This window comes from Roseateles violae (assembly GCF_030410485.1).
Lineage (GTDB): Bacteria > Pseudomonadota > Gammaproteobacteria > Burkholderiales > Burkholderiaceae_C > Roseateles_D > Roseateles_D violae.
Window position 1 is genome coordinate 223,860 of record NZ_JAUHHC010000002.1, and the last position, 21,486, is coordinate 245,345.

Consider the following 21,486-nt stretch of genomic DNA (forward strand, 5'->3'; position numbering starts at 1 on the left):
GGAAGACCTTACGCGGCCGGGGCCGAATCGTCGATCAGCAGGGCGGCCAGCACCGCGCGCCCCTCGCTGGCCAGCACGTTGTAGGTACGGCAGGCGGCCGCCAGATCCATGGTCTCGATGCCGATGCGCGCCTCGATCAGGCCGCGGTAAAGCCGCGGATTGGCAAAGCGCAGCTTGGCGCCGCTGCCGAACACGACCAGTTCCGGCTTCAGCGTCAGGATCTGCTGGAAATGCGCTTCGCCGAGTTCCTCGAAGCGCTTCACGTTCCAGGTCTGCACCTCGCCGCGCCAGGGCACGAGCAGGCTTTGCCGGTGCGGCTGGCCGTTGACCCAGACGCACTGGCCGTCATGGCGGGAAATGCTGTTGCCGCCCTGCGGCTCGTCCAGTTGAAACTTCATCGTCGTCAATTGAGAAGGCTGGCGCCACGCTCCCGGGAGGATTGGCGCAAACCCTGTGTTTAAATTCCGCTTCCCGCCCCCTCAACGATCGCTGCGTCACAGGAGCCCTTCTTGAAGCCCATCGCCAAGTCCAGCAAGCTGGCCAATGTCTGTTACGACATCCGCGGACCCGTGCTCGACAAGGCGCGCGCGATGGAGGAGGAGGGGCAGAAGATCATCAAGCTGAATATCGGCAATATCGCCGCCTTCGGCATCGAGCCGCCCGACGAAATCGTCCAGGACATGATACGCAACCTGCCCGCGGCGGCCGGTTACACCGATTCAAAAGGCCTGTTCGCGCCGCGCAAATCGGTCGTCCACTACAGCCAGGAAAAGAAGATCGCCGGCGTCACGATCGACGATGTCTACCTCGGCAACGGCGCCTCCGAACTGATCACCCTGAGCATGAACGCGCTGCTCAACAGCGGGGACGAGATTCTGGTGCCGGCGCCCGACTATCCGCTGTGGACCGCCTCGGTGGCCCTGGCCGGCGGCTCGCCAATCCACTATGTCTGCGACGAGCAGGCCGACTGGATGCCCGATGTGGCCGACATCCGCAGCAAGATCACGCCCAATACCAAGGGCATCGTCGTCATCAACCCGAACAACCCGACCGGCGCGCTGTATCCGGACAGCGTGCTGCTGGAGATCGTCGAGCTGGCGCGCCAGCACCAGCTGATCATCTTTGCCGACGAGATCTACGACAAGACGCTTTACGACGGCAATGTGCACACCAGCATCGCCTCGCTGGCCGAGGACGTGCTGGTCGTCACCTTCAACGGCCTCTCCAAGAACTACCGCTCTTGCGGCTACCGCGCCGGCTGGATGATCGTCTCCGGCGACAAGCGCCATGCCAAGGACTATATTGAGGGCCTGAACATGCTGGCCTCGATGCGCCTGTGCGCCAACACGCCGGGCCAGCTGGCGATCCAGACCGCCCTGGGCGGCTACCAGAGCATCAAGGACCTGGTCGCGCCCGCCGGCCGCCTGTGCCGCCAGCGCGATCTCGCCTATGAATTGCTGACGCAGATTCCCGGCGTCAGCGTCGTCAAGCCGAAAGCGGCGCTTTATATGTTCCCCCGCCTGGACCCCAAGATCTACCCGATCGAGGATGACCAGCAGTTTGCCTACGAGCTGCTGGCCGAGGAAAAGGTGCTGATCGTGCAGGGGACGGGTTTCAACTGGATAGCCCCCGATCACTTCCGTCTCGTCTTCCTGCCCAACTCCGAGGACCTTCGGGAAGCGGTGGGGCGCATCGACCGCTTCCTGGCGCATTACCGCAAGCGTCATGGGCGTTGAACCTTATCCAGAATTGAGAATCCAATGAAAGCGATCAAAGTCGGCCTTCTGGGCATCGGCACCGTCGGCAGCGGCACCTTCCATGTGCTGAGCCGCAACCAGGCAGAGATTCGCGGCCGCGCCGGCCGCGGCATCGAGATCGCGATGGTGGCCGATCTGGACACCGCCCGCGCCAAGAGCATCGTCGGCGATGCCTGCGAGGTCGTCGACGATGCCCGCAAGGTGATCGCCAATCCCGAGATCGACATCGTGGTCGAGCTGATCGGCGGCTATGGCGTGGCCAAGTCCCTGGTGCTGGAAGCGATTGCCGCCGGCAAGCATGTCGTCACCGCCAACAAGGCGCTGCTGGCCGTGCATGGCACCGAGATCTTCGCCGCGGCCCATGCCAAGGGCGTCATCGTTGCCTTCGAGGCGGCCGTGGCCGGCGGCATCCCCATCATCAAGGCGCTGCGCGAGGGGCTGACCGCCAACCGCATCGAGTGGATCGCCGGCATCATCAACGGCACGACCAACTTCATCCTGTCGGAGATGCGCAGCAAGGGCCTGGACTTCGGCACCGTGCTGAAGGAGGCGCAGCGCCTGGGCTATGCCGAGGCCGACCCGAGCTTCGACATCGAGGGCATCGACGCCGCCCACAAGGCGACCATCATGAGCGCCATCGCCTTCGGCATCCCGGTGCAATTCGAGAAGGCCCATGTCGAGGGCATCACCGCGCTGCAGGCCGCCGACATCAAGTACGCCGAGCAGCTGGGCTACCGCATCAAGCTCTTGGGCATTGCCCGCCGCCGCGAGCAGGGGGTCGAACTGCGCGTGCACCCGACCCTGATCCCGGCCCAGCGCCTGATTGCCAATGTCGAGGGCGCGATGAACGCGGTCGTCGTCCAGGCCGATGCGGTCGGCACCACGCTCTACTACGGCAAGGGGGCCGGCGCCGAGCCGACCGCCTCGGCCGTCGTCGCCGACCTGGTCGATATCACCCGCCTGGCCACCGCCGACCCCGACCACCGCGTGCCGCATCTGGCCTTCCAGCCGGATGCGATGAACGACACGCCCATCCTGCCGATGGCCGAGGTGCAGACCAGCTTCTACCTGCGCCTGCGCGTGGCCGACCAGGCCGGCGTGCTGTCGCGGGTGACCACCATCCTGGCCGAGCACGACATCTCGATCGACGCGGTGCTGCAGCGCGAGGCGGCCGAGGGCGAGAACCAGACCGATCTGATCATCCTGACGCACGAGACGGCCGAGGGCCGGATGAACAAGGCGCTGGCCCAGATGCAGGCGCTGCCGACGGTGCTGGCGCCCATCGTGCGCCTGCGCAAGGAAGAACTGGCGTGAGGTATATCAGCACCCGCGGCGACCGGACCGAGCGCCGTTTCTGCGAGATCCTGCTCGAAGGCCTGGCGCCCGATGGCGGGCTTTATCTGCCGGTCGCCTATCCGCAGGTCGACGACGCGACCCTGAGCCGGTGGCGCGGCCTGTCCTATGCCGAGCTGGCCTTCGAGATCCTGTCGCTGTTCATCGACGACATCCCGGCCAAGGACCTGCGCTCCATCGTTCAGCGCACCTACACGGCCGAGGTCTTCGGCACGCCCGAGATCACGCCCCTGAAGCCGCTGGAGCCGGGCCTGGCCCTGCAGGCGCTGTCCAACGGCCCGACCCTGGCCTTCAAGGACATGGCGATGCAGCTGCTGGGCCAACTGTTCGAGTACGAGCTGGGCCGGCGTGGCGAACAACTGAATATTCTTGGCGCGACCTCGGGCGACACCGGCAGCGCGGCCGAGTACGCGATGCGCGGCAAGCAGGGCGTCCATGTCTTCATGCTGAGCCCGCAGGGCCGCATGAGCCCCTTCCAGCAGGCGCAGATGTTCAGCCTGCAGGACGCCAACATCCACAACATCGCCGTCGAGGGCGTGTTCGACGACTGCCAGGACATCGTCAAGGCGGTGTCCAACGATCTGGATTTCAAGCGCAAGTACAAGATCGGCACCGTCAACTCGATCAACTGGGCGCGACTGCTGGCCCAGGTCGTGTACTACTTCGCCGGCTATCTCTATGCGACCAAGGGCAATGCGGAGAAGGTCAGCTTCACCGTGCCCTCGGGCAATTTCGGCAATGTCTGCGCCGGCCATGTCGCGCGCATGATGGGTCTGCCGATCGAGAAGCTGGTCGTCGCGACGAACGAGAACGACGTGCTTGACGAGTTCTTCCGCAGCGGCGTCTACCGCCCGCGCGGCACGGCCGACACGCACGAGACCTCCAGCCCCTCGATGGACATCTCCAAGGCCAGCAATTTCGAGCGCTTCGTCTTCGATCTGCTGGGCCGCGACGGCGCGCGCGTCAAGGCGCTGTTCGGCCAGGCCGGCGGCTTCGCGCTCGACGCCGACGAGAAGGCGCGCATCGCCGGCTTTGGCTTCGTCTCCGGCTCCAGCACGCATGCGGACCGGCTGGCGACGATTCGGGCCTGCTACCGGCAATACGGCCAGCTGATCGATACGCACACGGCCGATGGCCTGAAGGTGGCGCTGCAATGGCGCGAGCCGGGCGTGACGATGCTGGTGCTGGAGACCGCGCTGCCGGCCAAGTTCGCCGCGACCATCCGCGAGGCGCTGGACATCGAGCCGCCGCGGCCGGCCGGCCTCGAACACATCGAGGCCCTGCCCAAGCGGGTGACGCAGATGCCTGTCGACACGGCCGCCATCAAGGCCTTCATTGCCGCCCATGTCTGAGCCCGTCCGTCCGCCGCTGCAAAGCCTGGACGAGGCCTTGCAGCGCCTGCTTGGCGCCGTCGCCCCGCTGGGCCGCCAGCAGTCGCTGCCGACCGCCGAGGCGCTGGGCCGGGTGCTGGCCGCCGATGTCGTCTCGCAGCTGGATGTGCCGCCGGCCGACAACACGGCGATGGACGGCTATGCCTTGCGCGCCGCCGATGAGGCGCTGGGCTGGCTGCCCATCAGCCAGCGCGTTCCTGCCGGCACGGTGCCGGCGCAACTGGCGCCGGGCACGGCGGCGCGCGTCTTCACCGGCGCGCCCATCCCGCCGGGTGCCGACTGCGTCGTGATGCAGGAGCAGTGCGAGGCCGGCGAGGGCCGGGTGCGCGTGCCGGCCGATCTGCGGCCGGGCCAGCACATCCGCCGCCGCGGGGAGGATGTGCAAAAGGGCAGCACGGTGCTGAGCGCCGGCCACAAGCTCGACGCCGCGGCGCTGGGCCTGGCCGCCTCGGTCGGCGCGGCGCAGCTGAGCGTGGCGGCGCGGCCGCGGGTCGCGCTGTTCTCGACCGGTGACGAGCTGGTGATGCCCGGCGAGCCGCTGAAGCCGGGCGCGATCTACAACAGCAACCGCTTCATGCTGCGCGGCCTGCTCGAGGGCCTGGGCTGCGAGGTGGTCGACCTGGGCATCGTGCCCGACAAGCTGGACGCGACCCGCGCCGCGCTGCGCGAGGCGGCTTCGCAAGCGGACCTGATCATCAGCTCCGGCGGCGTCTCGGTCGGCGAGGAGGACCATCTGCGTCCGGCCGTGCAGGCCGAGGGCCGGCTGGACCTCTGGCAAATCGCGCTGAAACCCGGCAAGCCCCTGGCCTATGGCCGCGTCGCCGATGCGCATTTCATCGGCCTGCCCGGCAACCCGGTGTCCAGCTTCGTAACCTTCCTGCTGCTGGTGCGGCCGGTGATCCTGCGCCTGCAGGGCGCCACACGCCTGGCGCCGCGCACCTACACGCTGCGCGCGGACTTCGCCTGGCCGAAACCCGACCGGCGGCGCGAATTCCTGCGCGCGCGGCTGAACGAGACCGGCGGACTGGCGCTGTTTCCCAGCCAGAGCTCGGGCGTCCTGAGCTCGGCGGTCTGGGGTGACGGCCTGGTCGACAACCCGGCCGGCCAGGCGATTGCCGCCGGCGACAGCGTCGCCTTCCTGCCGTTCAACGAGCTGCTGTCGTGATCCGCATCACCTTGCGCTATTTCGCCTCGCTGCGCGAGGCTTTGGGGCCCGGCGAAAGCCTGGAGGTCGAGGAGGGCCTGAGCGTCGGCGCGCTGCGCGAGCGGCTGATCGCACGCGGCGGCGCCCATGCCGAGCGCCTGGCGCGCGGCCGCGCGCTGCGCTGCGCGCTCAACAAGCAGATGTGCGGCGAGGACGCGCAGCTCGCGGCCGGCGACGAGCTGGCCTTCTTTCCGCCGGTCACCGGGGGCTGAGCGGGGCGGCCGCCGCGGCCGAAGCGGCGGGCAAGGGCCGGTGCAGCAGGCGCTCGCCGGCCGGCGCCATCAGCACCGAGCGGTCCAGCTGGGCCAGATTGCTGCGGTCTATCATCAGCGCGGCGACGCTGATCTTCTGCGGCACCGGCAGCCCCTGCAGCGCGCGCACGGCCAGGTCCAGGCCGATGCGGGCCTGCACGACCGGCTGATTCGTCGGCGCGGCCAGCACCTCGCCACTGGCGATGCGGGCCAGCATCTCCTCGGTCGCGTAATAGGCGATCAGGCGCGGGCGCGGCGGTGGCCGACGTGCGACCAGCCGCGCGGCAAACTCGACCGCCACCGCATTGCCGACCAGATAGTCGGGCGCGCCGGCCTGCGCCAGATGCGCGCGCACCAGGGTCGACTGGTTCTGCAGATCGGTGGAGCCACGCCCGCCCAGGCGCACCTCGACCGGCCGGCCGCGCAGGCGCTCCAGAAAGCCGCGCTCGGCCTCGTTGGCCCATTCGGCATCGGGCGGGCCGGCGAACCAGGCGGCGCTGACCTTGCGCGGCCCGGCATCGCGCAGCAGATAGTCGGCCGCCATCGCGCCCAGCGCGCGCGAGTCGCTGATCGAACGGCTGCTCACCGCGGCGCCGAGGCCGTTGATCAGATCGATCACCGGCCGGCCCTCGGCCATGGCCGAGGCAATCTCCTCGTTGAGCCCGCCGGGGCTGACGGCGGCGACCAAATAGGCCTCGGCGCCGCGTGCGCGGCATTCGGCCCAGTGGCGTTTCTGGCCGGCCAGATCGGTATAGGTCTCGGCGATATAGATGCCCAGCTCGACGCCCAGGCGCTGCGCCTGGTCCGCCAGGCCCCAGGACACGCCCCACCAGAACTTGTCGCGCCCCTGCGGCAGCAGCGCGCAGATGCGCCAGGGCCGGGCCGCGCGCTCCAGCAGCGCATGGCGCTGCGGATGGCCGTCGGCGATCACCTCGATGGTCGGCGCGGCGGCCTCGGCCGCCGAAAACGCCAGGCCCAGCAGCAGCAGGGCGAGCGGGCGAGGGCGGCGCGTCATGCTGCCGACTGTGACACAGGACGGGCGTTGCGGGCGCGGTCGCTATCCCGCGGGCCGGGGAAGCCGGCGCGCCAGTTCGCGATAGGCGGCCTGCCGCGGTCCGCCCAGCGCCAGCGCGTGCTCGATCGCCGCACGCGCCTCGTCCGGCCGGCCCAGCTCGATCAGGACCTGGGCCAGATTGTTCCAGCCATCGGCCAGGCCGGGCCGGGCCTGGACCGCAGCGCGGTAGGCGGCCTCCGCGGCCTCCAGATCGCCACCGGCATGGGCGCTGTTGCCGGCGCCCAGCAGCAGCAGCGGCTCCGCGGGCCAGCGCCCCAGCGCCGCCGCATAGCCGCGCCGCGCGGCGGCCGCATCGAGCCGCTCCAGCGCGGCCAGCGACTCGGTCGCCGCCGCCGGCCCGGCCGTCGCCGGCAGCTGCTCGGGCGGCAGCGCGAGCAGGGCCCAATGGCCGGCGCGCGCCCAGGTCCGCTCGAAGGCGGCGAGCGAGATCTCGCTGCGCGCCTCGCGGCCGCTGTGCAGGATCAGGCTGCCGCGCGCGCGGTCGTAGCCGATCGCGAGCGCGTAATGCCAGACCGGGTAGACCGGCAGCGACAGGTTCTGGAACACCAGCACCGGATGGCCGGCGGCCAGCTCGCGCAGCAGCGCATCGAGCTGCGGCGCCAGCCGGTAGGCCGGCAGGCCGTGCCGGCGTGTGGCGGCCAGCAGCTCCTGCTGCAGGGACCCCTGGCGGCCCGGCAGATACACGGCGGGCAGCAGCTGCGCGGGCGTCACTGCCACGCCGGCGGCCTGCAAGAGCATGGCCAGCGCGGCCGGCCCGCATTGATGCTCGTCCTGGGCGAAGAAGGGCGCCTCGGTCAGCTCGACCCGCGGCGGCAGCGCGGCCGGCCAGTCGGCGTTCAGCCGCTGCAGCTGCGGCGGCGCGCTCGCGCAGCCGGCCAGCAGCGCGGCCGCCAGCGTCAGCGCGGCGCCGGACGCTTTCACCGCAGCGAGCGGGTGAAAGGGAAAACCTTGGTCAGGCCGAGGATGTCGGTCACCAGCAGCACGATGAAGACGGTGAACAGCAGGCCCAGCACCTCTCCGCCGGCGGGCGCCTGCTCGACGCGGCCGACCAGCTCGGCGATCTCGGCATCGCTCAGCGCATCGACGCGGGCCTGGGCGGCCTCACCATCGACGCCTTGCTGCAGCAGCGCCGCGCGCACGTCCTCGCGTGCCAGAAAGGCCTTGACGGTCGCGCGGCCCGCATCGGCATCGGCCGCGGCGGCGGAGGCAAGCGCAGCCTCGGTCGGCACGATCGCCGCGTGGCTGGCCTGCAGCGGCAGCAGCGAGCAGGAAACGATCAGGGTGGTGGCGATCAGGCGCTGGACGGTGGTCTGCATGGAAATGGGCGTCGAAAAAAAACCGCGCAGTGTAGGGGCCGCGCGGGGCCCATTTGGGCGCTTCTTACAACTGGCGACAAGCCTGCGGCGCTGCTGACAATCGGGCGCCAGCGCCTGCCACAATGCGGCCATGAATCCGCGAGTCAGCATCCAGACCGACGACTTCGACCTCGGCGCCGAAAGCCTCGCGCTGCGCCGCGACGATGGCGGCATCGGCGCCGTGGTCGGCTTCGTCGGCACCGTGCGCGAGATCAGCCAGGGCCAGGCGCTGTCCGGCATGGAGCTCGAGCATTACCCGGGCATGACCGAGGCGGCGATCGAAGCGATGATCGATGCGGCCTTCGAGCGCTTCGACATCCGCGCCGCGCGGGTCATCCACCGCGTCGGCTACTTGCAGGCGCGCGATCAGATCGTGCTGGTGCTGGTCGCTTCCGCGCATCGCGGCCAGGCCTTCCAGGCCTGCGAGTTCCTGATGGACTACCTGAAGACGCAGGCGCCGTTCTGGAAGAAGGAACAGCTGAGCGACGGCGCCGCCCAATGGGTGGACGCGCGCAGCGCCGACGATGCGGCGCTGGCACGCTGGGGCATCGACGGCAGCAACGCCTCATGAGTGGCTGGCTCGTGCAAGCCGCGGCGGTCTCGGCCGGCGCCAGCGTCGGCGCGCTGGCGCGCTGGGGCGCCGGCCTGCTGTTCAACGCCCGCTGGGCCGGTTTTCCGCTGGGCACCCTGCTGGTCAATCTGGTCGGCGGCCTGCTGATCGGCATGGCGCTGGAATGGTTCGGCCGCCAGCCCAACGAACTGCTGAAGCTGCTGCTGGTGACCGGCTTCCTGGGCGGGCTGACAACCTTCTCGGCCTTCTCGGGCGAGTCGCTGAGCCTGCTGCAGCGCGGCGCGCTGGGCTGGGCGCTGACCCATACGCTGGCCCATGTGCTGGGGGCGCTGCTGAGCGCTTACCTCGGGCTGAGGCTGATGCAGGGGCTGCTGGCCGCCACTTGAATTTGCGGGCGCAGCTCCTATCTGGATTGGCAACGGAGGTTCCCATCCATGCGTCCCGATAAGTTCACCACCCGCTTCCAAGAGGCGCTGGCCGAGGCCCAGAGCCTGGCCGTCACCCGCGACAACCCGTATATCGAGCCGGCCCATCTGCTGCTCGCGATGCTGGTTCAGGACGAGGGCCCGAAGGCCTTGCTGGAGCGCGCCGGCGTCAAGCTGCCGGCGCTGAAGACCGCGGTCGACACCGTCGTCGCCGGCCTGCCCCAGGTGCACGGCGAGGGCCAGCAGGTGACGGCCGGGCGCGATCTGGTGAGCCTGCTGCAGGCGGCCGAGAAGGAGGCCAGCAAGCGCGGCGACCAGTTCATCGCCAGCGAGATGTTCCTGCTGGCGCTGTCCGATGCGAAGACCGATCTGGCCGGTATCGCGCGCGGCCACGGCCTGACGCGCAAGGCGCTGGAGGCCGCGATCGAAGCGGTGCGCGGCGGCCAGAAGGTGGACAGCGCCGAGTCCGAGGGTAATCGCGAGGCGCTGAAGAAATACACGCTGGACCTGACCGAGCGCGCCCGCCTGGGCAAGCTCGATCCGGTGATCGGCCGCGACGACGAGATCCGCCGCGCGATCCAGGTGCTGCAGCGCCGCTCGAAGAACAACCCGGTCTTGATCGGCGAGCCCGGCGTCGGCAAGACGGCGATCGTCGAGGGCCTGGCCCAACGCATCGTCAACGGCGAGGTGCCCGATTCGCTGAAGAACAAGCGCGTGCTGGTGCTGGACATGGCCCTGCTGCTGGCCGGCGCCAAGTTCCGCGGCGAGTTCGAGGAGCGCCTGAAGAGCGTGCTGAAGGAAGTCGCCCAGGACGAGGGCCAGACCATCGTCTTCATCGACGAGATCCATACCATGGTCGGCGCCGGCAAGGCCGAGGGCGCGATCGATGCCGGCAATATGCTGAAGCCCGCGCTGGCGCGCGGCGAGCTGCACTGCATCGGCGCGACCACGCTCGACGAGTACCGCAAGTACGTGGAGAAGGACGCGGCGCTGGAGCGGCGCTTCCAGAAGGTGATGGTCGACGAGCCCTCGGTCGAGGCGACGATCGCCATCCTGCGCGGCCTGCAGGAGAAGTACGAGGTCCACCACGGCGTCGAGATCACCGACCCGGCCATCATCGCCGCGGCCGAGCTCAGCCACCGCTACATCACCGACCGTTTCCTGCCCGACAAGGCGATCGACCTGATCGACGAGGCCGCCGCCAAGATCAAGATCGAGATCGACTCCAAGCCCGAGGTGATGGACCGGCTGGATCGCCGCATGATCCAGCTGAAGATCGAGCGCGAGGCGGTCAAGAAGGAGAAGGACGAGGGCTCGCTGAAGCGCCTGGCGCTGATCGAGGAAGAGCTCTTGAAGCTGCAGCGCGAGTACGACGATCTGGAAGAGATCTGGACCGCCGAGAAGGCGCAGGCCCAGGGCTCGGCCCACGTCAAGGAAGAGATCGACCGCATCAAGCAGCAGATCGAGGACCTGAAGCGCAAGGGCGACTTCAACAAGCTGGCCGAGCTGCAGTACGACCGCCTGCCCAAGCTGGAGAAGAAGCTGCAGGAGGCGCAGGCCAAGGAGGCCGGCAAGGCCGGCACCGATCGCCCGCAGCTCTTGCGCACCCTGGTCGGCGCCGAGGAGATCGCCGAGGTCGTCGCGCGCGCCACCGGCATCCCGGTCGCCAAGCTGATGCAGGGCGAGCGCGACAAGCTCTTGCAGATGGAAGCCAAGCTGCACGAGCGCGTCGTCGGCCAGGACGAGGCGATCACGGCCGTGGCCGATGCGATCCGCCGTTCACGCGCAGGCCTGTCGGACCCGAACCGGCCGACCGGTTCCTTCCTGTTCCTGGGCCCGACCGGCGTCGGCAAGACCGAGCTGTGCAAGGCGCTGGCCGGCTTCCTGTTCGACAGCGAGGACCATATGGTGCGCATCGACATGAGCGAGTTCATGGAGAAGCACTCGGTCTCGCGCCTGATCGGCGCGCCGCCCGGCTATGTCGGCTACGAGGAGGGCGGGGCGCTGACCGAGGCAGTGCGGCGCAAGCCCTATTCGGTGCTGCTGCTCGACGAGGTCGAGAAGGCGCATCCGGACGTGTTCAATGTGCTGCTGCAGGTGCTCGACGACGGCCGCCTGACCGACGGCCAGGGCCGCACGGTCGACTTCAAGAACACCGTGATCGTGATGACCAGCAATCTCGGCTCGCAGCACATCATGGCGCTGGCCGGCCAGCCGGACGAGCTGATCCGCGAGGCGGTCTGGGGCGAGGTGAAGACGCATTTCCGGCCCGAGTTCCTGAACCGCATCGACGAGACGGTGGTCTTCCACGCGCTGGACGACAAGAACATCGCCGCGATCGCGCGCATCCAGCTGCGGGGCCTGGAGCAGCGGCTGGAGAAGCTGGACATGAAGCTGCTCGTCAGCGACGAGGCACTGGCCGAGCTGGCCAAGGTCGGCTTCGATCCGGCCTTTGGCGCGCGGCCGCTGAAGCGGGCGATCCAGCAGCGCGTCGAGAACCCGCTGTCCAAGCTGATCCTCGAAGGCCGCTTCGGCCCCAAGGACGTGATCCCGGTCGACGTCGTCGACGGCGAGTTCTCGTTCAGCCGCGTCGTGCACTGAGCATGACGGGAACAGCGCTTGCCGCTGCCGGGCATGGCAGCGGCGGGCGTGGTTCGCATCGGCATCTCGGGCTGGCGCTACGCGCCCTGGCGCGGCGTGTTCTACCCGCCCAGATGGCCGCAGCGGCTGGAGCTGGACTTCGCCTCGCGCATGCTGCCGACGATAGAGATCAACGGCTCCTTCTACAGCCTGCAGGCGCCGGCCTTCTACCGCCACTGGGCGGCGCAGACGCCGGACGATTTCGTCTTCGCGCTGAAGGGGCCGCGGCTGATCACCCACCGCATCCGGCTGCGTGAGGTGCGGCGGCCGCTGGCCAACTTCCTGGCCTCCGGGCCCCTGGCCCTGGGCGACAAGCTGGGGCCCATGCTGTGGCAGTTCCCGCCCGCGATGCGTTTCGATGCCGAGCGCTTCGAGGCCTTTTTCGCGCTGCTGCCGCACGAGCCGGCCGAGGCGCTGACGCTGGCCCGCGAGCACAGCCTGGACCGCACGCGGGTCTGGCTGGAGGCGCGCGGCCTGCGGCGGCTGCGCCACGCGGTCGAGATCCGCCATCCGAGCTTTGCGACGCCCGAGTTCATCGCACTGCTGCGCCGGCACCGGATCGCGCTGGTGACGGCCGACACGGCGGGCCGCTGGCCGCTGCTGGAGGACCTGACGGCGGACTTCGTCTATCTGCGCCTGCATGGCGACCAGGAGCTCTATGCCAGCGGCTACGGCGACGCGGCGCTCGAGCATTGGGCCGCGCGCATAGCGAGCTGGCGGCACGGCGGGCAGCCCGCCGATGCGAGGCTGGCCGCGCCGGACAGGCCGCCGCGCAAGCGCGCGAGCCGCGATGTGTTCTGCTATTTCGACAACGACGTGAAGGTCCACGCGCCCTATGACGCCGCGCATCTGGCCGCGCGCCTGGGATTGCCGACCGGGCTCGACGAGACGGACCGCTTCGTGCCGCCCGCGGAGCTGCGGCCCTCGCGCCGGCGGCCCTGATCGACGGCCCGCGGGGGCGGGGGCTCAGCGCTCGCGTCCGGCGCGGCGCATCACCTGCGTGACCGGCTCGAGCAGGTACTGCAGCGGCGTGCGCGCCTCCCCCTTGATATAGACCTCGGCGGGCATGCCGGCCTGCAGCTTCATCTCGCCGTGCTGGGCCAGCGCGGCCGCGTCGGCCTCGATCAGCGCCACGTAATAGGCCTGGTTGCTGACGCGGTCCACGGCCCGGTCGGAAGCGATGTAGATGAGCTTGCCTTCGATCAGCTGCGTCGTCCGGTACTTGAAGGCGGTGAAGCGGATGTCGGTGGCCTGGCCCTGCTGGATGCGGCTGATGTCCTCGGTGCGGATGCGCGCCTCGACCACCAGGCGCGGGTTGCTGGGCACGATGTCGGCGATCGGCTCGCGCGGCGAGACGACGCTGCCGGGACTGGCGAACTTCAGATTGATCACCTCGCCGGCGACCGGGGCGACGATGACCTGGCGCGTCGACGCGTCCGTGCTCTTGCGCTGCTCCTGCTGGATCTCGGCCAGGCGCGCGTTGCCGATCTTCAGCTGATCGCTGGCCTGCTGACGGTAGTCGCTCTCCAGCGCCTTGATGCGCAGATCGGCGTCGACCAGGCGCTGCTCGGCGCGGGCCAGCTCCGACCTGCGCTCCTCGAGCTTGACGCCGTAGTCGGCGATGCCGGCCTCGAGCTGGGTGATGCGGGTGGCCGAGATGAAGCCGTCCTTGACCAGCTGGCGGTTGCTCTCGAGCTCGCTCGTCTGGTGCTGCAGGGCCTTGCCGGCCTGTGCGATCTGCGCCTTCAGCGCCACGACTTCCTGCGCCACCTTGGCCTGCTGCGCGCGCAGCAGCTGCGATTGCCCGGTCAGCGCCTCGCGGCGCGCGTTGAAGAGAGCCCGCTCCTTGCCCAGCTGCTCGGCCAGGCGCGCATCGTCCCGGGCGGCGGCCAGCAGCTCGGCCGGGAACTGCAAGCTGCTCGCCAGCAGCTGTTCCGCTTCCAGCCGCGCCAGGCCGGCGCGTTCGACCGCGACGCGGTAGTTCAGCCGATTCAGATCGGCATCGACCGAGACATCACCGAGCACCAGCAGCGTCTCGCCCTGGGCGACATGCTGACCGTCGCGCACCCTGACCTCGCGCACGGTACCGCCTTCCGCATGCTGGACGACGCGGCGGTCCAGATCGACCTTGACGAAGCCGCCGGCCACGACGGCCGAGGACAGCGGCGCGAAGGCCGACCAGGCCAGCAGCGGCAGCAGGCCCAGGGCCAGCACGAACGCTGCCCGGCGCGCCAGCCGCTGTGCCTCTTCCAGATGCAGGGCCAGCGGCGGCGGCGCCGCGCCCACGGAATTCCTTGCCAGCTTCATTGCAGCACCTCGGCGCGTTTGGCGGGCGTCTCACGCGACTTCGTCGATCCGTTCACCGGCTCCTGGCCCTGCGGCTTGGCGGCCTTGCCCTGCATGGCCTTCATGACCTCGGCGCTGGGGCCGTAGTGCAGGGCCTTGCCGGCCTCCAGCACCAGGATCTGGTCCACATGCTGGACCAGGGTGCTGCGGTGGGTGACGACGACGACGCTGACCTGGCCGCGCAGGCCCTTCAGCGCTTCGGCCAGTGCCAGCTCGCCGGCCCCGTCCAGATTGGCGTTCGGCTCGTCGAGCAGCACCAGCCGCGGATCGCCGTAGAGCGCGCGAGCCAGCGCGATGCGCTGGCGCTGGCCGGGCGAGACGATGGCGCTTTGCGGATCGATGACGGTGTCATAGCCGGCCGGCAGCGACAGGATCAGCTCATGCACATGGGCGCGCTGGGCGGCACGCACGACCTGCTCGGCATCGACGGCGCCGAGCCGGGCGATGTTCTCGGCCACCGTGCCGGGAAACAGCTCCACGTCCTGCGGCACATAGCCGAGCCAGGGCCCCAGCTCTTCGCGCGGCCATTGCGACAGATCGGCCCGATCGAGTCGCACGCTGCCGGCGCTGGGCGCCCAGATCCCGGTCAGCAGACGCAGCAGCGTCGACTTGCCGGCACCGCTGGGCCCGATGATGGCCAGCGATTCGCCGGCCGCCAGCTGCAGCGACACACCGGCCAGCAGCAGGCGCTCGGCCTGCGGCGCGCGGTAGACGACGTTGCTCACCTGCAGGCTGCCGCTCGGCGCGGGCAGGGCCATGCGCGGGAGCTCGGCCTCGGCCGCCTCGAACAGCGTCTGCAGACGCCGGTAGGCCGCGCGGCCCTCGGCCAGGATGCGCCAGCTGCCGACGATCTGCTCGACCGGCGCCAGTGCGCGGCCGAGCAGGGTGGTGGTGGCGATCATCAGGCCGGCGCTCGCCTCGCCGCTGATGACCAGATAGGCGCCCAGCGCCAGCATCAGCACCTGCACGGCCTGGCGCACCGTGCGCGTCAGCGCGGCCATCGCCACCGTCTTGCTGGCGACCGGCCGCTGCAGGGCCGCGACCTCGGCGTTCCTCTCGCCCCAGCGGGCCAGCAGAGCGTCGGTCATGCCCAGGGTCTGGGCGATCTCGGCGTTCTGCAGCGAGGTCTCGAGGTAACGCGTCGCGCCGGCGGCGATCTTCTGCAGCGCCTCGATCTCGCGCCGGGTGACGAAGTCGTTCAGCAGGGCCAGGCCCAGCATCAGCAGGGCCGCGGCGGCGGCCGCCCAACCCAGGGCGGGATGGGCGAGCCAGATGGCAGCGACATAGACCAGCACCCAGGGCGCATCGAACAGGGCCAGCAGGCCCTGTGCCGAGAACAGCGCGCGCAGCGCGCCGACATCGCGCAGACCCTCGGGGCTGCTGCGGCCGCTACGCCGCGCGCCCTGCGCGACGAGGATCTTGGCGACCGCCGGCGACAGCGCCTCGGCCACGATATTGCCGGCCACGCCCTGCAGGCGCGCACGCAGGTAGTCGAAGGCGAGCAGCAGTGCCAGCGCGATGCCGGTGCCCAGCATCAGCACCAGCAGGGTCTCGCCGCTCTGGCTGGCCAGCACGCGGTCGAAGACCTGCAGCATGAACAGCGCCGGGATCAGCAGCAGCAGGTTGACGAAGAAGGACAGACCGGCCACATGGAGCAGCGGCCGTCGCAGCAGGGGCAGCAAGGTTTTCATCGGCACCTCTTGGGTGAGGCCGAGCCTAGCGCCCGCTGGGCGGGCGCCGATGGTCGTAGTTCACGAACGGTTGCCATGGCGCCGGGCCGCCCCCGCGACTCGGGGGCGGCCCGGTCGCGCACTTCAGGGCCCGGGCGCCGCGCCGACCAGGAAGTCACCTGCACTCAGGGCTGGATGATTGCTGCCGTTGCTGGTGACGGTGGCGAATTGGGTCGCCGCGCCACCGCCGTTGCCATCGGCGTCGTAATAGAGATTGCCGGTGACGGTGTCGTAGATGATGCGGACATTGGCGTTGGCGGCCGTCGTCAGGTTGGCACCGGAGGCGAAGGCGTTGGCGGCGAGCGAGCCATTGGCAAGCGCGGTGAACAACCCCGCATAGTCGTTGACCAGGTGGATCTTGTCACCGTCGCCGACACTGAAGTCCCCTATCGAATCGAAGGTTCCCGCGAGCGAGCCGTCACCGAAGACGAAGGTGTCGGCGCCGTTGCCACCCATCAGGGTGTCCGCCCCCGCGCCACCATAGAGGGTGTCGTTGCCGTTGTTGCCATTGAGCGCATCATTGCCCAGCCCGCCAAAGATCAAGTCGTTGTCGCCCTGCCCGTTGAGGGTGTCGATTCCTCCGTCGCCGAAGGCCACGTCGTTGCCGTTGTTCATGCTGAAGCTGTCATTACCGACGCCGCCGTCGATGTAGTTGTCCGCGCCGGTCGTGGCCGTGCTGCTTACATCGGTCAGGTAGATCTTGACGCTCTGGGTGGTGGTGGTCGAGCCGTCGCTGGCGCCGACGGTGAGCGAGTAATACTTGCCGTTGCCATCGGTCGACAGGCCCGAGGCGGCCTCGTAGTCGAGCAGCGAGACATCGCGCACACTGATGGCGCCGCTGCCGGCATTGATCTTGAAGGCGCCGCCGGAACTGTCCGACACGATGGAATAGCTCAGCGTGCTGCCCTCGATATCGCTGGCCGAGACGGTGCCGACGGCCGTCGAGTCGAAGCCATTGGCCGCGGCATTGATCAGATGCTCGCGGATCGTGCCGACGGTCGTGCCGGAGGTGAAGACCGGGGCATCGTTGACGGCGGCCAGCGTGAAGCTCTGGCTGGCGGCGACGCTGCCCCCGTTGCCGTCGATGACGTTGTAGCTCAGCGAGACCGGGCCGTTGTAGTTGGCGGTCGGCGTGATGGTGAACGTGCCGTTGCCGTTGTTGACGACGGTGCCGTGGTTGCTGCTGAGACCGGAGACGGACAGCGTGTCGCCATCGACATCGCTGAAGCCTTGCAGCAGCGTCGCTGCGCTGACGATGTAGGACTGGTCCTCGGTGCCGGCAGCGAGGGCCGCGGAGGCGGCACCGGTCGGCGCATCGTTGACGGCGGCCAGCGTGAAGCTCTGGCTGGCGGCGATGCTGCCGCCGTTGCCGTCGATGACGCTGTAGCTCAGCGAGACCGGGCCGTTGTAGTTGGCCGACGGCGTGATCGTGAACGTGCCGTTGCCGTTGTTGACGACCGTGCCGTGGTTGCTGCTGAGACCGGAGACGGACAGCGTGTCGCCATCGACATCGCTGAAGCCTTGCAGCAGCGTCGCTTCGCTGACGGTGTAGGCCTGGTCCTCGGTGCCGGCGGACAGCACGGCCGTGGCCGAGCCTGTCGGCGCGTCATTGACGGCTGCCAGCGTGAAGCTCTGGCTGGCGGCGATGCTGCCACCGTTGCCGTCGATGACGCTGTAGCTCAACGAGACCGGGCCGTTGTAGTTGGCGGTCGGTGTGATCGTGAAGGTGCCGTTGCCGTTGTTGACGACCGTGCCGTGGTTGCTGCTGAGACCGGAGACGGACAGCGTGTCGCCATCGACATCGCTGAAACCCTGCAGCAGCGTCGCTGCGCTGACGGTGTAGGCCTGGTCCTCGGTGCCGGCGCCGAGCACAGCGCTGGCGGCGCCGGTGGGGGCGTCGTTGACGTTGGCGATGGTCTGGGCGGCGCTGGTGAAATCGGTGCTGCCGCCGAACGGATCGGTGGTGGTGGCCACCACGCGCACCGTCATGCCGACCATCGACTGGTCGGAGGCGATGTCCAGTTGCGCGTTGCTCTGGCCGCCGAGGTTGTTCCAGCTCGAGCCGTCGAAGGACTGCCACTGGTAGGCGATGGAGGTGGCGCCGTCTTCGTCGCTCACCGCCGTCAGGGCGGCCGTCAGGCTGCCGCCTTCAGCGGCCGTGCCGGTCACGGCCAGCGAGCCGGTGGCCTCGTCCTCGACGTTGGCCACGGCGGCGGTGGCCGCGCTGGTGACGCTCTCGTGGGTGCCGTAGGCATCGATGTAGCTGGCCTGGACGGTAAAGGTCTTGCCCACATCGGCCTGACCCAGCGTGTAGGTGGCGCCGGTGACGCCGGTGTCCACGCCGTCGGCGAACCAGCTGTAGGTGATCGCACCCAGGCCGTCTTCGTCGGCCAAGGTGTTGCTGGCGGTGAGCGTCTGGTCTTCGGCGGCGATGCCGCTGATCGTCACGCCGCCGGTCGGCGCGTCGTTGACATTGGCCACCGCGGCGGTGGCTGCGCTGCTGACGCTCTCGTGGGCGCCGAAGGCATCGGTGTAGCTGGCCTGGACGGTGAAGGTCTTGCCCACATCGGCTTGGCCCAGCGTGTAGCTTTCGCCGGTGCCGACCTGGTTGCCGTCGGCGAACCAGCTGTAGCTGATCGGACCCAGGCCGTCTTCGTCGGCCAGGGTGTTGCTGGCGGTCAGCGTCTGGTCTTCGGCGGCCGTGCCGCTGATCGTCACGCCGCCTGTCGGCGCGTCGTTGACATTGGCCACCGCGGCGGTGGCTGCGCTGCTGACGCTCTCGTGGGCGCCGAAGGCATCGGTGTAGCTGGCCTGGACGGTGAAGGTCTTGCCCACATCGGTTTGGCCCAGCGTGTAGCTTTCGCCGGTGCCGACCTGGTTGCCGTCGGCGAACCAGCTGTAGCTGATCGGACCCAGGCCGTCTTCGTCGGCCAGGGTGTTGCTGGCGCTCAGCGTCTGGTCTTCGGCGGCGATGCCGGAGATGGTCACGGTGCCTGTGGGGGCGTCGTTGACGTTGGCGATGGTCTGGGCGGCGCCGGTGAAATCGGTGCTGCCGCCGAACGGATCGGTGGTGGTGGCCACCACGCGCACCGTCATGCCGACCATCGACTGGTCGGAGGCGATGTTCAGCTGCGCGTCGGTCTGGCCGCTGAGATTGTTCCAGTTCGCGCCGTCGAAGGACTGCCACTGGTAGGCGGTGGTGGTGGCACCGTCTGCGTCGCTGACCGCCGTCAGGGCGGCCGTCAGGCTGCCGCCTTCCGCGGCCGTGCCGGTCACGGCCAGCGAGCCGCTGGCTTGGTCATCGACATTGGCGATGGTCTGGGCGTCGCCGATGAAATCGGTGGTGCCGCCCAGCACGTCGGTGGTCGTGGCCACCACGCGCACCGTCATGCCGACCATCGACTGGTCGGAGGCGATGTTCAGCTGCGCGTCGGTCTGGCCGCTGAGGTTGTTCCAGTTCGCGCCGTCGAAGGACTGCCACTGGTAGGCGGTGGTGGTGGCACCGTCTGCGTCGCTGACCGCCGTCAGGGCGGCCGTCAGGCTGCCGCCTTCCGCGGCCGTGCCGGTCACGGCCAGCGAGCAGCTGGCTTGGTCATCGACATTGGCGATGGTCTGGGCGTCGCCGATGAAATCGGTGGTGCCGCCCAGCACGTCGGTGGTCGTGGCCACCACGCGCACCGTCATGCCGACCATCGACTGGTCGGAGGCGATGTTCAGCTGCGCGTCGGTCTGGCCGCTGAGGTTGTTCCAGTTCGCGCCGTCGAAGGACTGCCACTGGTAGGCGGTGGTGGTGGCACCGTCTGCGTCGCTGACCGCGGTCAGGGCGGCCGTCAGGCTGGCGCCTTCGGCGGCCGTGCCGGTCACCGCCAGCGAGCCGCTGGCTTGGTCATCGACATTGGCGATGGTCTGGGCGTCGCCGATGAAATCGGTGGTGCCGCCCAGCACGTCGGTGGTCGTGGCCACCACGCGCACCGTCATGCCGACCATCGACTGGTCGGAGGCGATGTTCAGCTGCGCGTCGGTCTGGCCGCCGAGATTGTTCCAGTTCGCGCCGTCGAAGGACTGCCACTGGTAGGCGGTGGTGGTGGCACCGTCTGCGTCGCTCACCGCGGTCAGGGCGGCCGTCAGGCTGCCGCCTTCGGCGGCCGTGCCGGTCACGGCCAGCGAGCCGGTGGCCGCGTCGTCGACGGCGGTCAGGCTGTAGCTCTGGCTGGCTGCGACGCTGCCGCCGTGGCCGTCGACGACGCTGTAGCTCAGCGTGACCGGGCCGTTGTAGTTGGCCGTGGGCGTGATGGTCCAGGAACCATCGGGGTTCTGGGCCGCCGTGCCGTTGCTGGCGGTCAGCGCCGACACGGACAGCGTGTCGCCGTCGACGTCGGAGAAGCCGGCCAGCAGCTCGGCGGCGCTGACGGTGTAACCGCTGTCCTCGGTGCCGGCGGCCAGTGCGGCCGTGGCGGTGCCGGTGGGCGCATCGTTGACGGCGGCCAGGCTGAAGCTCTGGCTGGCTGCAATGCTGCTTCCTTGGCCGTCAATCACGTTGTAGCTGAGATTGACCTGGCCGTTGTAGTTGGCGTCGGGCGTGAAGGTCCAAGTGCCGTCGTGGTTGTCCTGCAAGCTGCCATGGCTGGCAGTCAGGCCGGTGACCGACAGCGTGTCGCCGTCGACATCGCTGAAGCCCTGCAGCAGATCGCTTGCATGAATCGTGTAGGCGGTGTCCTCGGTGCCGTTTGCCAGATGAGCGGTCGCCGAACCGGTTGTCGCGTCGTTCGCGCCGATGACGGTGAAGGAGACCTTGGCCCAGCTCAGGGTGCCGTTGCCGAGCTGGATCGTGTAGACGAAGGTCTCGGTGATCGTCTCGCCGGCGGCCAGCGATTCCACGCTCTTGCCGCCCAGCGAATGGCTGATGTCGAGCTGGATCTTGCCGTTGACGATCTGGATCCGGTTGCCGCTGGGCAGCGTTTCCCAGCCGGTGTTGACGTTGTTGGTCAGCAGATCGTTGAGGAAGCCGGCGTTGCCTTCATCGATGGAGAACAGCTTCTTCGCGTTGCCGCCGAGGTCGTTCGACATCACATCCAGCGTGACGATCCGGCTGGCCGCGTTGTAGAGCTGGGACGCCAGCAGTTCGTTCTGCGTGTAGTAGTAGTTGTCATCGCCAGCCTGCGGCGTTTTGGAAAGCGACGTGGTGTTGGTAGCCATGGGTCTTCAATCCTTTGGACGTGGTGACGGGGTTCCGAAGCAGGTGCTGGCCTTCGACGTGTGACGGAATGTAGGCCTGGGCTCAGATCGCCGCTCCCCCCGGAGCGCGGGAAGGGATGGCCCCTATTCGCGGGCTCGGTCCCGGGGCCGTCCGGGTTCACCCGGCCCCCGATATACGGGGGCGAGGCTCTT

At 69.1% G+C, this 21,486-nt stretch carries 16 protein-coding genes; 9 read left to right on the plus strand and 7 right to left on the minus strand.

The window, feature by feature from the left end; all coding sequences use genetic code 11:
• Positions 1-8: 8 nt before the first annotated feature.
• A complete protein-coding gene (locus tag QWJ38_RS06595) occupies positions 9-398 on the minus strand; it encodes an Mth938-like domain-containing protein (protein WP_290358264.1) in 390 nt (129 codons plus the stop codon).
• Between the two features lie 111 nt (positions 399-509).
• Here QWJ38_RS06595 and QWJ38_RS06600 point away from each other — a divergent pair, with 111 nt between their 5' ends.
• Genes QWJ38_RS06600 through QWJ38_RS06620 form a run of 5 tightly spaced genes read left to right on the plus strand, consistent with a single transcriptional unit; the run spans position 510 to position 5,917 of the window.
• The gene (locus QWJ38_RS06600) at positions 510-1,736 is read left to right on the plus strand and encodes a pyridoxal phosphate-dependent aminotransferase (protein WP_290358265.1); all 1,227 of its coding nucleotides are present in this window, start codon (positions 510-512) and stop codon (positions 1,734-1,736) included.
• Between the two features lie 24 nt (positions 1,737-1,760).
• A complete protein-coding gene (locus QWJ38_RS06605; RefSeq protein ID WP_290358266.1) occupies positions 1,761-3,071 on the plus strand; it encodes a homoserine dehydrogenase in 1,311 nt (436 codons plus the stop codon).
• The gene (gene thrC / locus QWJ38_RS06610) at positions 3,068-4,462 is read left to right on the plus strand and encodes a threonine synthase (RefSeq protein WP_290358267.1); all 1,395 of its coding nucleotides are present in this window, start codon (positions 3,068-3,070) and stop codon (positions 4,460-4,462) included. The genes QWJ38_RS06605 and thrC overlap by 4 nt, the downstream gene beginning before the upstream one ends.
• Positions 4,455-5,666, plus strand: a complete 1,212-nt coding sequence (locus tag QWJ38_RS06615; RefSeq protein ID WP_290358268.1) for a molybdopterin molybdotransferase MoeA — start codon at positions 4,455-4,457, stop codon at positions 5,664-5,666. Before thrC ends, QWJ38_RS06615 begins: the two co-directional genes overlap by 8 nt.
• On the plus strand, positions 5,666-5,917 hold the full coding sequence (locus tag QWJ38_RS06620) for a MoaD/ThiS family protein (RefSeq protein ID WP_290358965.1): 252 nt from the start codon (positions 5,666-5,668) through the stop codon (positions 5,915-5,917). The genes QWJ38_RS06615 and QWJ38_RS06620 overlap by 1 nt, the downstream gene beginning before the upstream one ends.
• Here the strand turns inward: QWJ38_RS06620 and torT are convergent.
• From torT to QWJ38_RS06635, 3 genes are read right to left on the minus strand one after another with little or no spacing between them, the layout of a single operon-like run.
• A complete protein-coding gene (torT, locus tag QWJ38_RS06625; RefSeq protein WP_290358269.1) occupies positions 5,904-6,971 on the minus strand; it encodes a TMAO reductase system periplasmic protein TorT in 1,068 nt (355 codons plus the stop codon). The genes QWJ38_RS06620 and torT overlap by 14 nt on opposite strands.
• A 42-nt stretch (positions 6,972-7,013) precedes the next feature.
• Positions 7,014-7,952: a PA2778 family cysteine peptidase gene (locus QWJ38_RS06630; protein ID WP_290358270.1), complete on the minus strand. Its 939-nt coding sequence runs from the start codon at positions 7,950-7,952 to the stop codon at positions 7,014-7,016.
• Positions 7,949-8,347 carry a PA2779 family protein gene (locus QWJ38_RS06635; protein ID WP_290358271.1) on the minus strand — a complete coding sequence of 133 codons (399 nt, stop codon included), beginning with the start codon at positions 8,345-8,347 and terminating at the stop codon, positions 7,949-7,951. The genes QWJ38_RS06630 and QWJ38_RS06635 overlap by 4 nt, the downstream gene beginning before the upstream one ends.
• A 130-nt stretch (positions 8,348-8,477) precedes the next feature.
• Between QWJ38_RS06635 and QWJ38_RS06640 the strand changes: the two genes are divergently transcribed.
• Genes QWJ38_RS06640 through QWJ38_RS06655 form a run of 4 tightly spaced genes read left to right on the plus strand, consistent with a single transcriptional unit; the run spans position 8,478 to position 12,964 of the window.
• Positions 8,478-8,957, plus strand: a complete 480-nt coding sequence (locus tag QWJ38_RS06640) for a molybdenum cofactor biosynthesis protein MoaE (RefSeq protein ID WP_290358272.1) — start codon at positions 8,478-8,480, stop codon at positions 8,955-8,957.
• Positions 8,954-9,343 carry a fluoride efflux transporter CrcB gene (crcB, locus tag QWJ38_RS06645; RefSeq protein ID WP_290358273.1) on the plus strand — a complete coding sequence of 130 codons (390 nt, stop codon included), beginning with the start codon at positions 8,954-8,956 and terminating at the stop codon, positions 9,341-9,343. The genes QWJ38_RS06640 and crcB overlap by 4 nt, the downstream gene beginning before the upstream one ends.
• A 48-nt stretch (positions 9,344-9,391) precedes the next feature.
• Positions 9,392-11,983, plus strand: a complete 2,592-nt coding sequence (gene clpB, locus QWJ38_RS06650) for an ATP-dependent chaperone ClpB (RefSeq protein WP_290358274.1) — start codon at positions 9,392-9,394, stop codon at positions 11,981-11,983.
• 33 nt (positions 11,984-12,016) lie between these two features.
• Complete coding sequence (locus QWJ38_RS06655; protein WP_290358275.1) at positions 12,017-12,964, plus strand: DUF72 domain-containing protein; 948 nt, start codon at positions 12,017-12,019, stop codon at positions 12,962-12,964.
• A 24-nt stretch (positions 12,965-12,988) separates the two neighbouring features.
• Here the strand turns inward: QWJ38_RS06655 and QWJ38_RS06660 are convergent, their stop codons facing one another.
• From QWJ38_RS06660 to QWJ38_RS06670, 3 genes are all read right to left on the minus strand, one after another.
• Positions 12,989-14,329 carry an HlyD family type I secretion periplasmic adaptor subunit gene (locus QWJ38_RS06660; RefSeq protein ID WP_290358276.1) on the minus strand — a complete coding sequence of 447 codons (1,341 nt, stop codon included), beginning with the start codon at positions 14,327-14,329 and terminating at the stop codon, positions 12,989-12,991.
• Entirely contained in the window at positions 14,326-16,059 is a 1,734-nt protein-coding gene (locus QWJ38_RS06665) for a type I secretion system permease/ATPase (RefSeq protein WP_290358277.1), read from the minus strand. The genes QWJ38_RS06660 and QWJ38_RS06665 overlap by 4 nt, the downstream gene beginning before the upstream one ends.
• A 123-nt stretch (positions 16,060-16,182) precedes the next feature.
• Positions 16,183-21,294: a beta strand repeat-containing protein gene (locus QWJ38_RS06670; RefSeq protein WP_290358278.1), complete on the minus strand. Its 5,112-nt coding sequence runs from the start codon at positions 21,292-21,294 to the stop codon at positions 16,183-16,185.
• Positions 21,295-21,486: the final 192 nt, after the last annotated feature.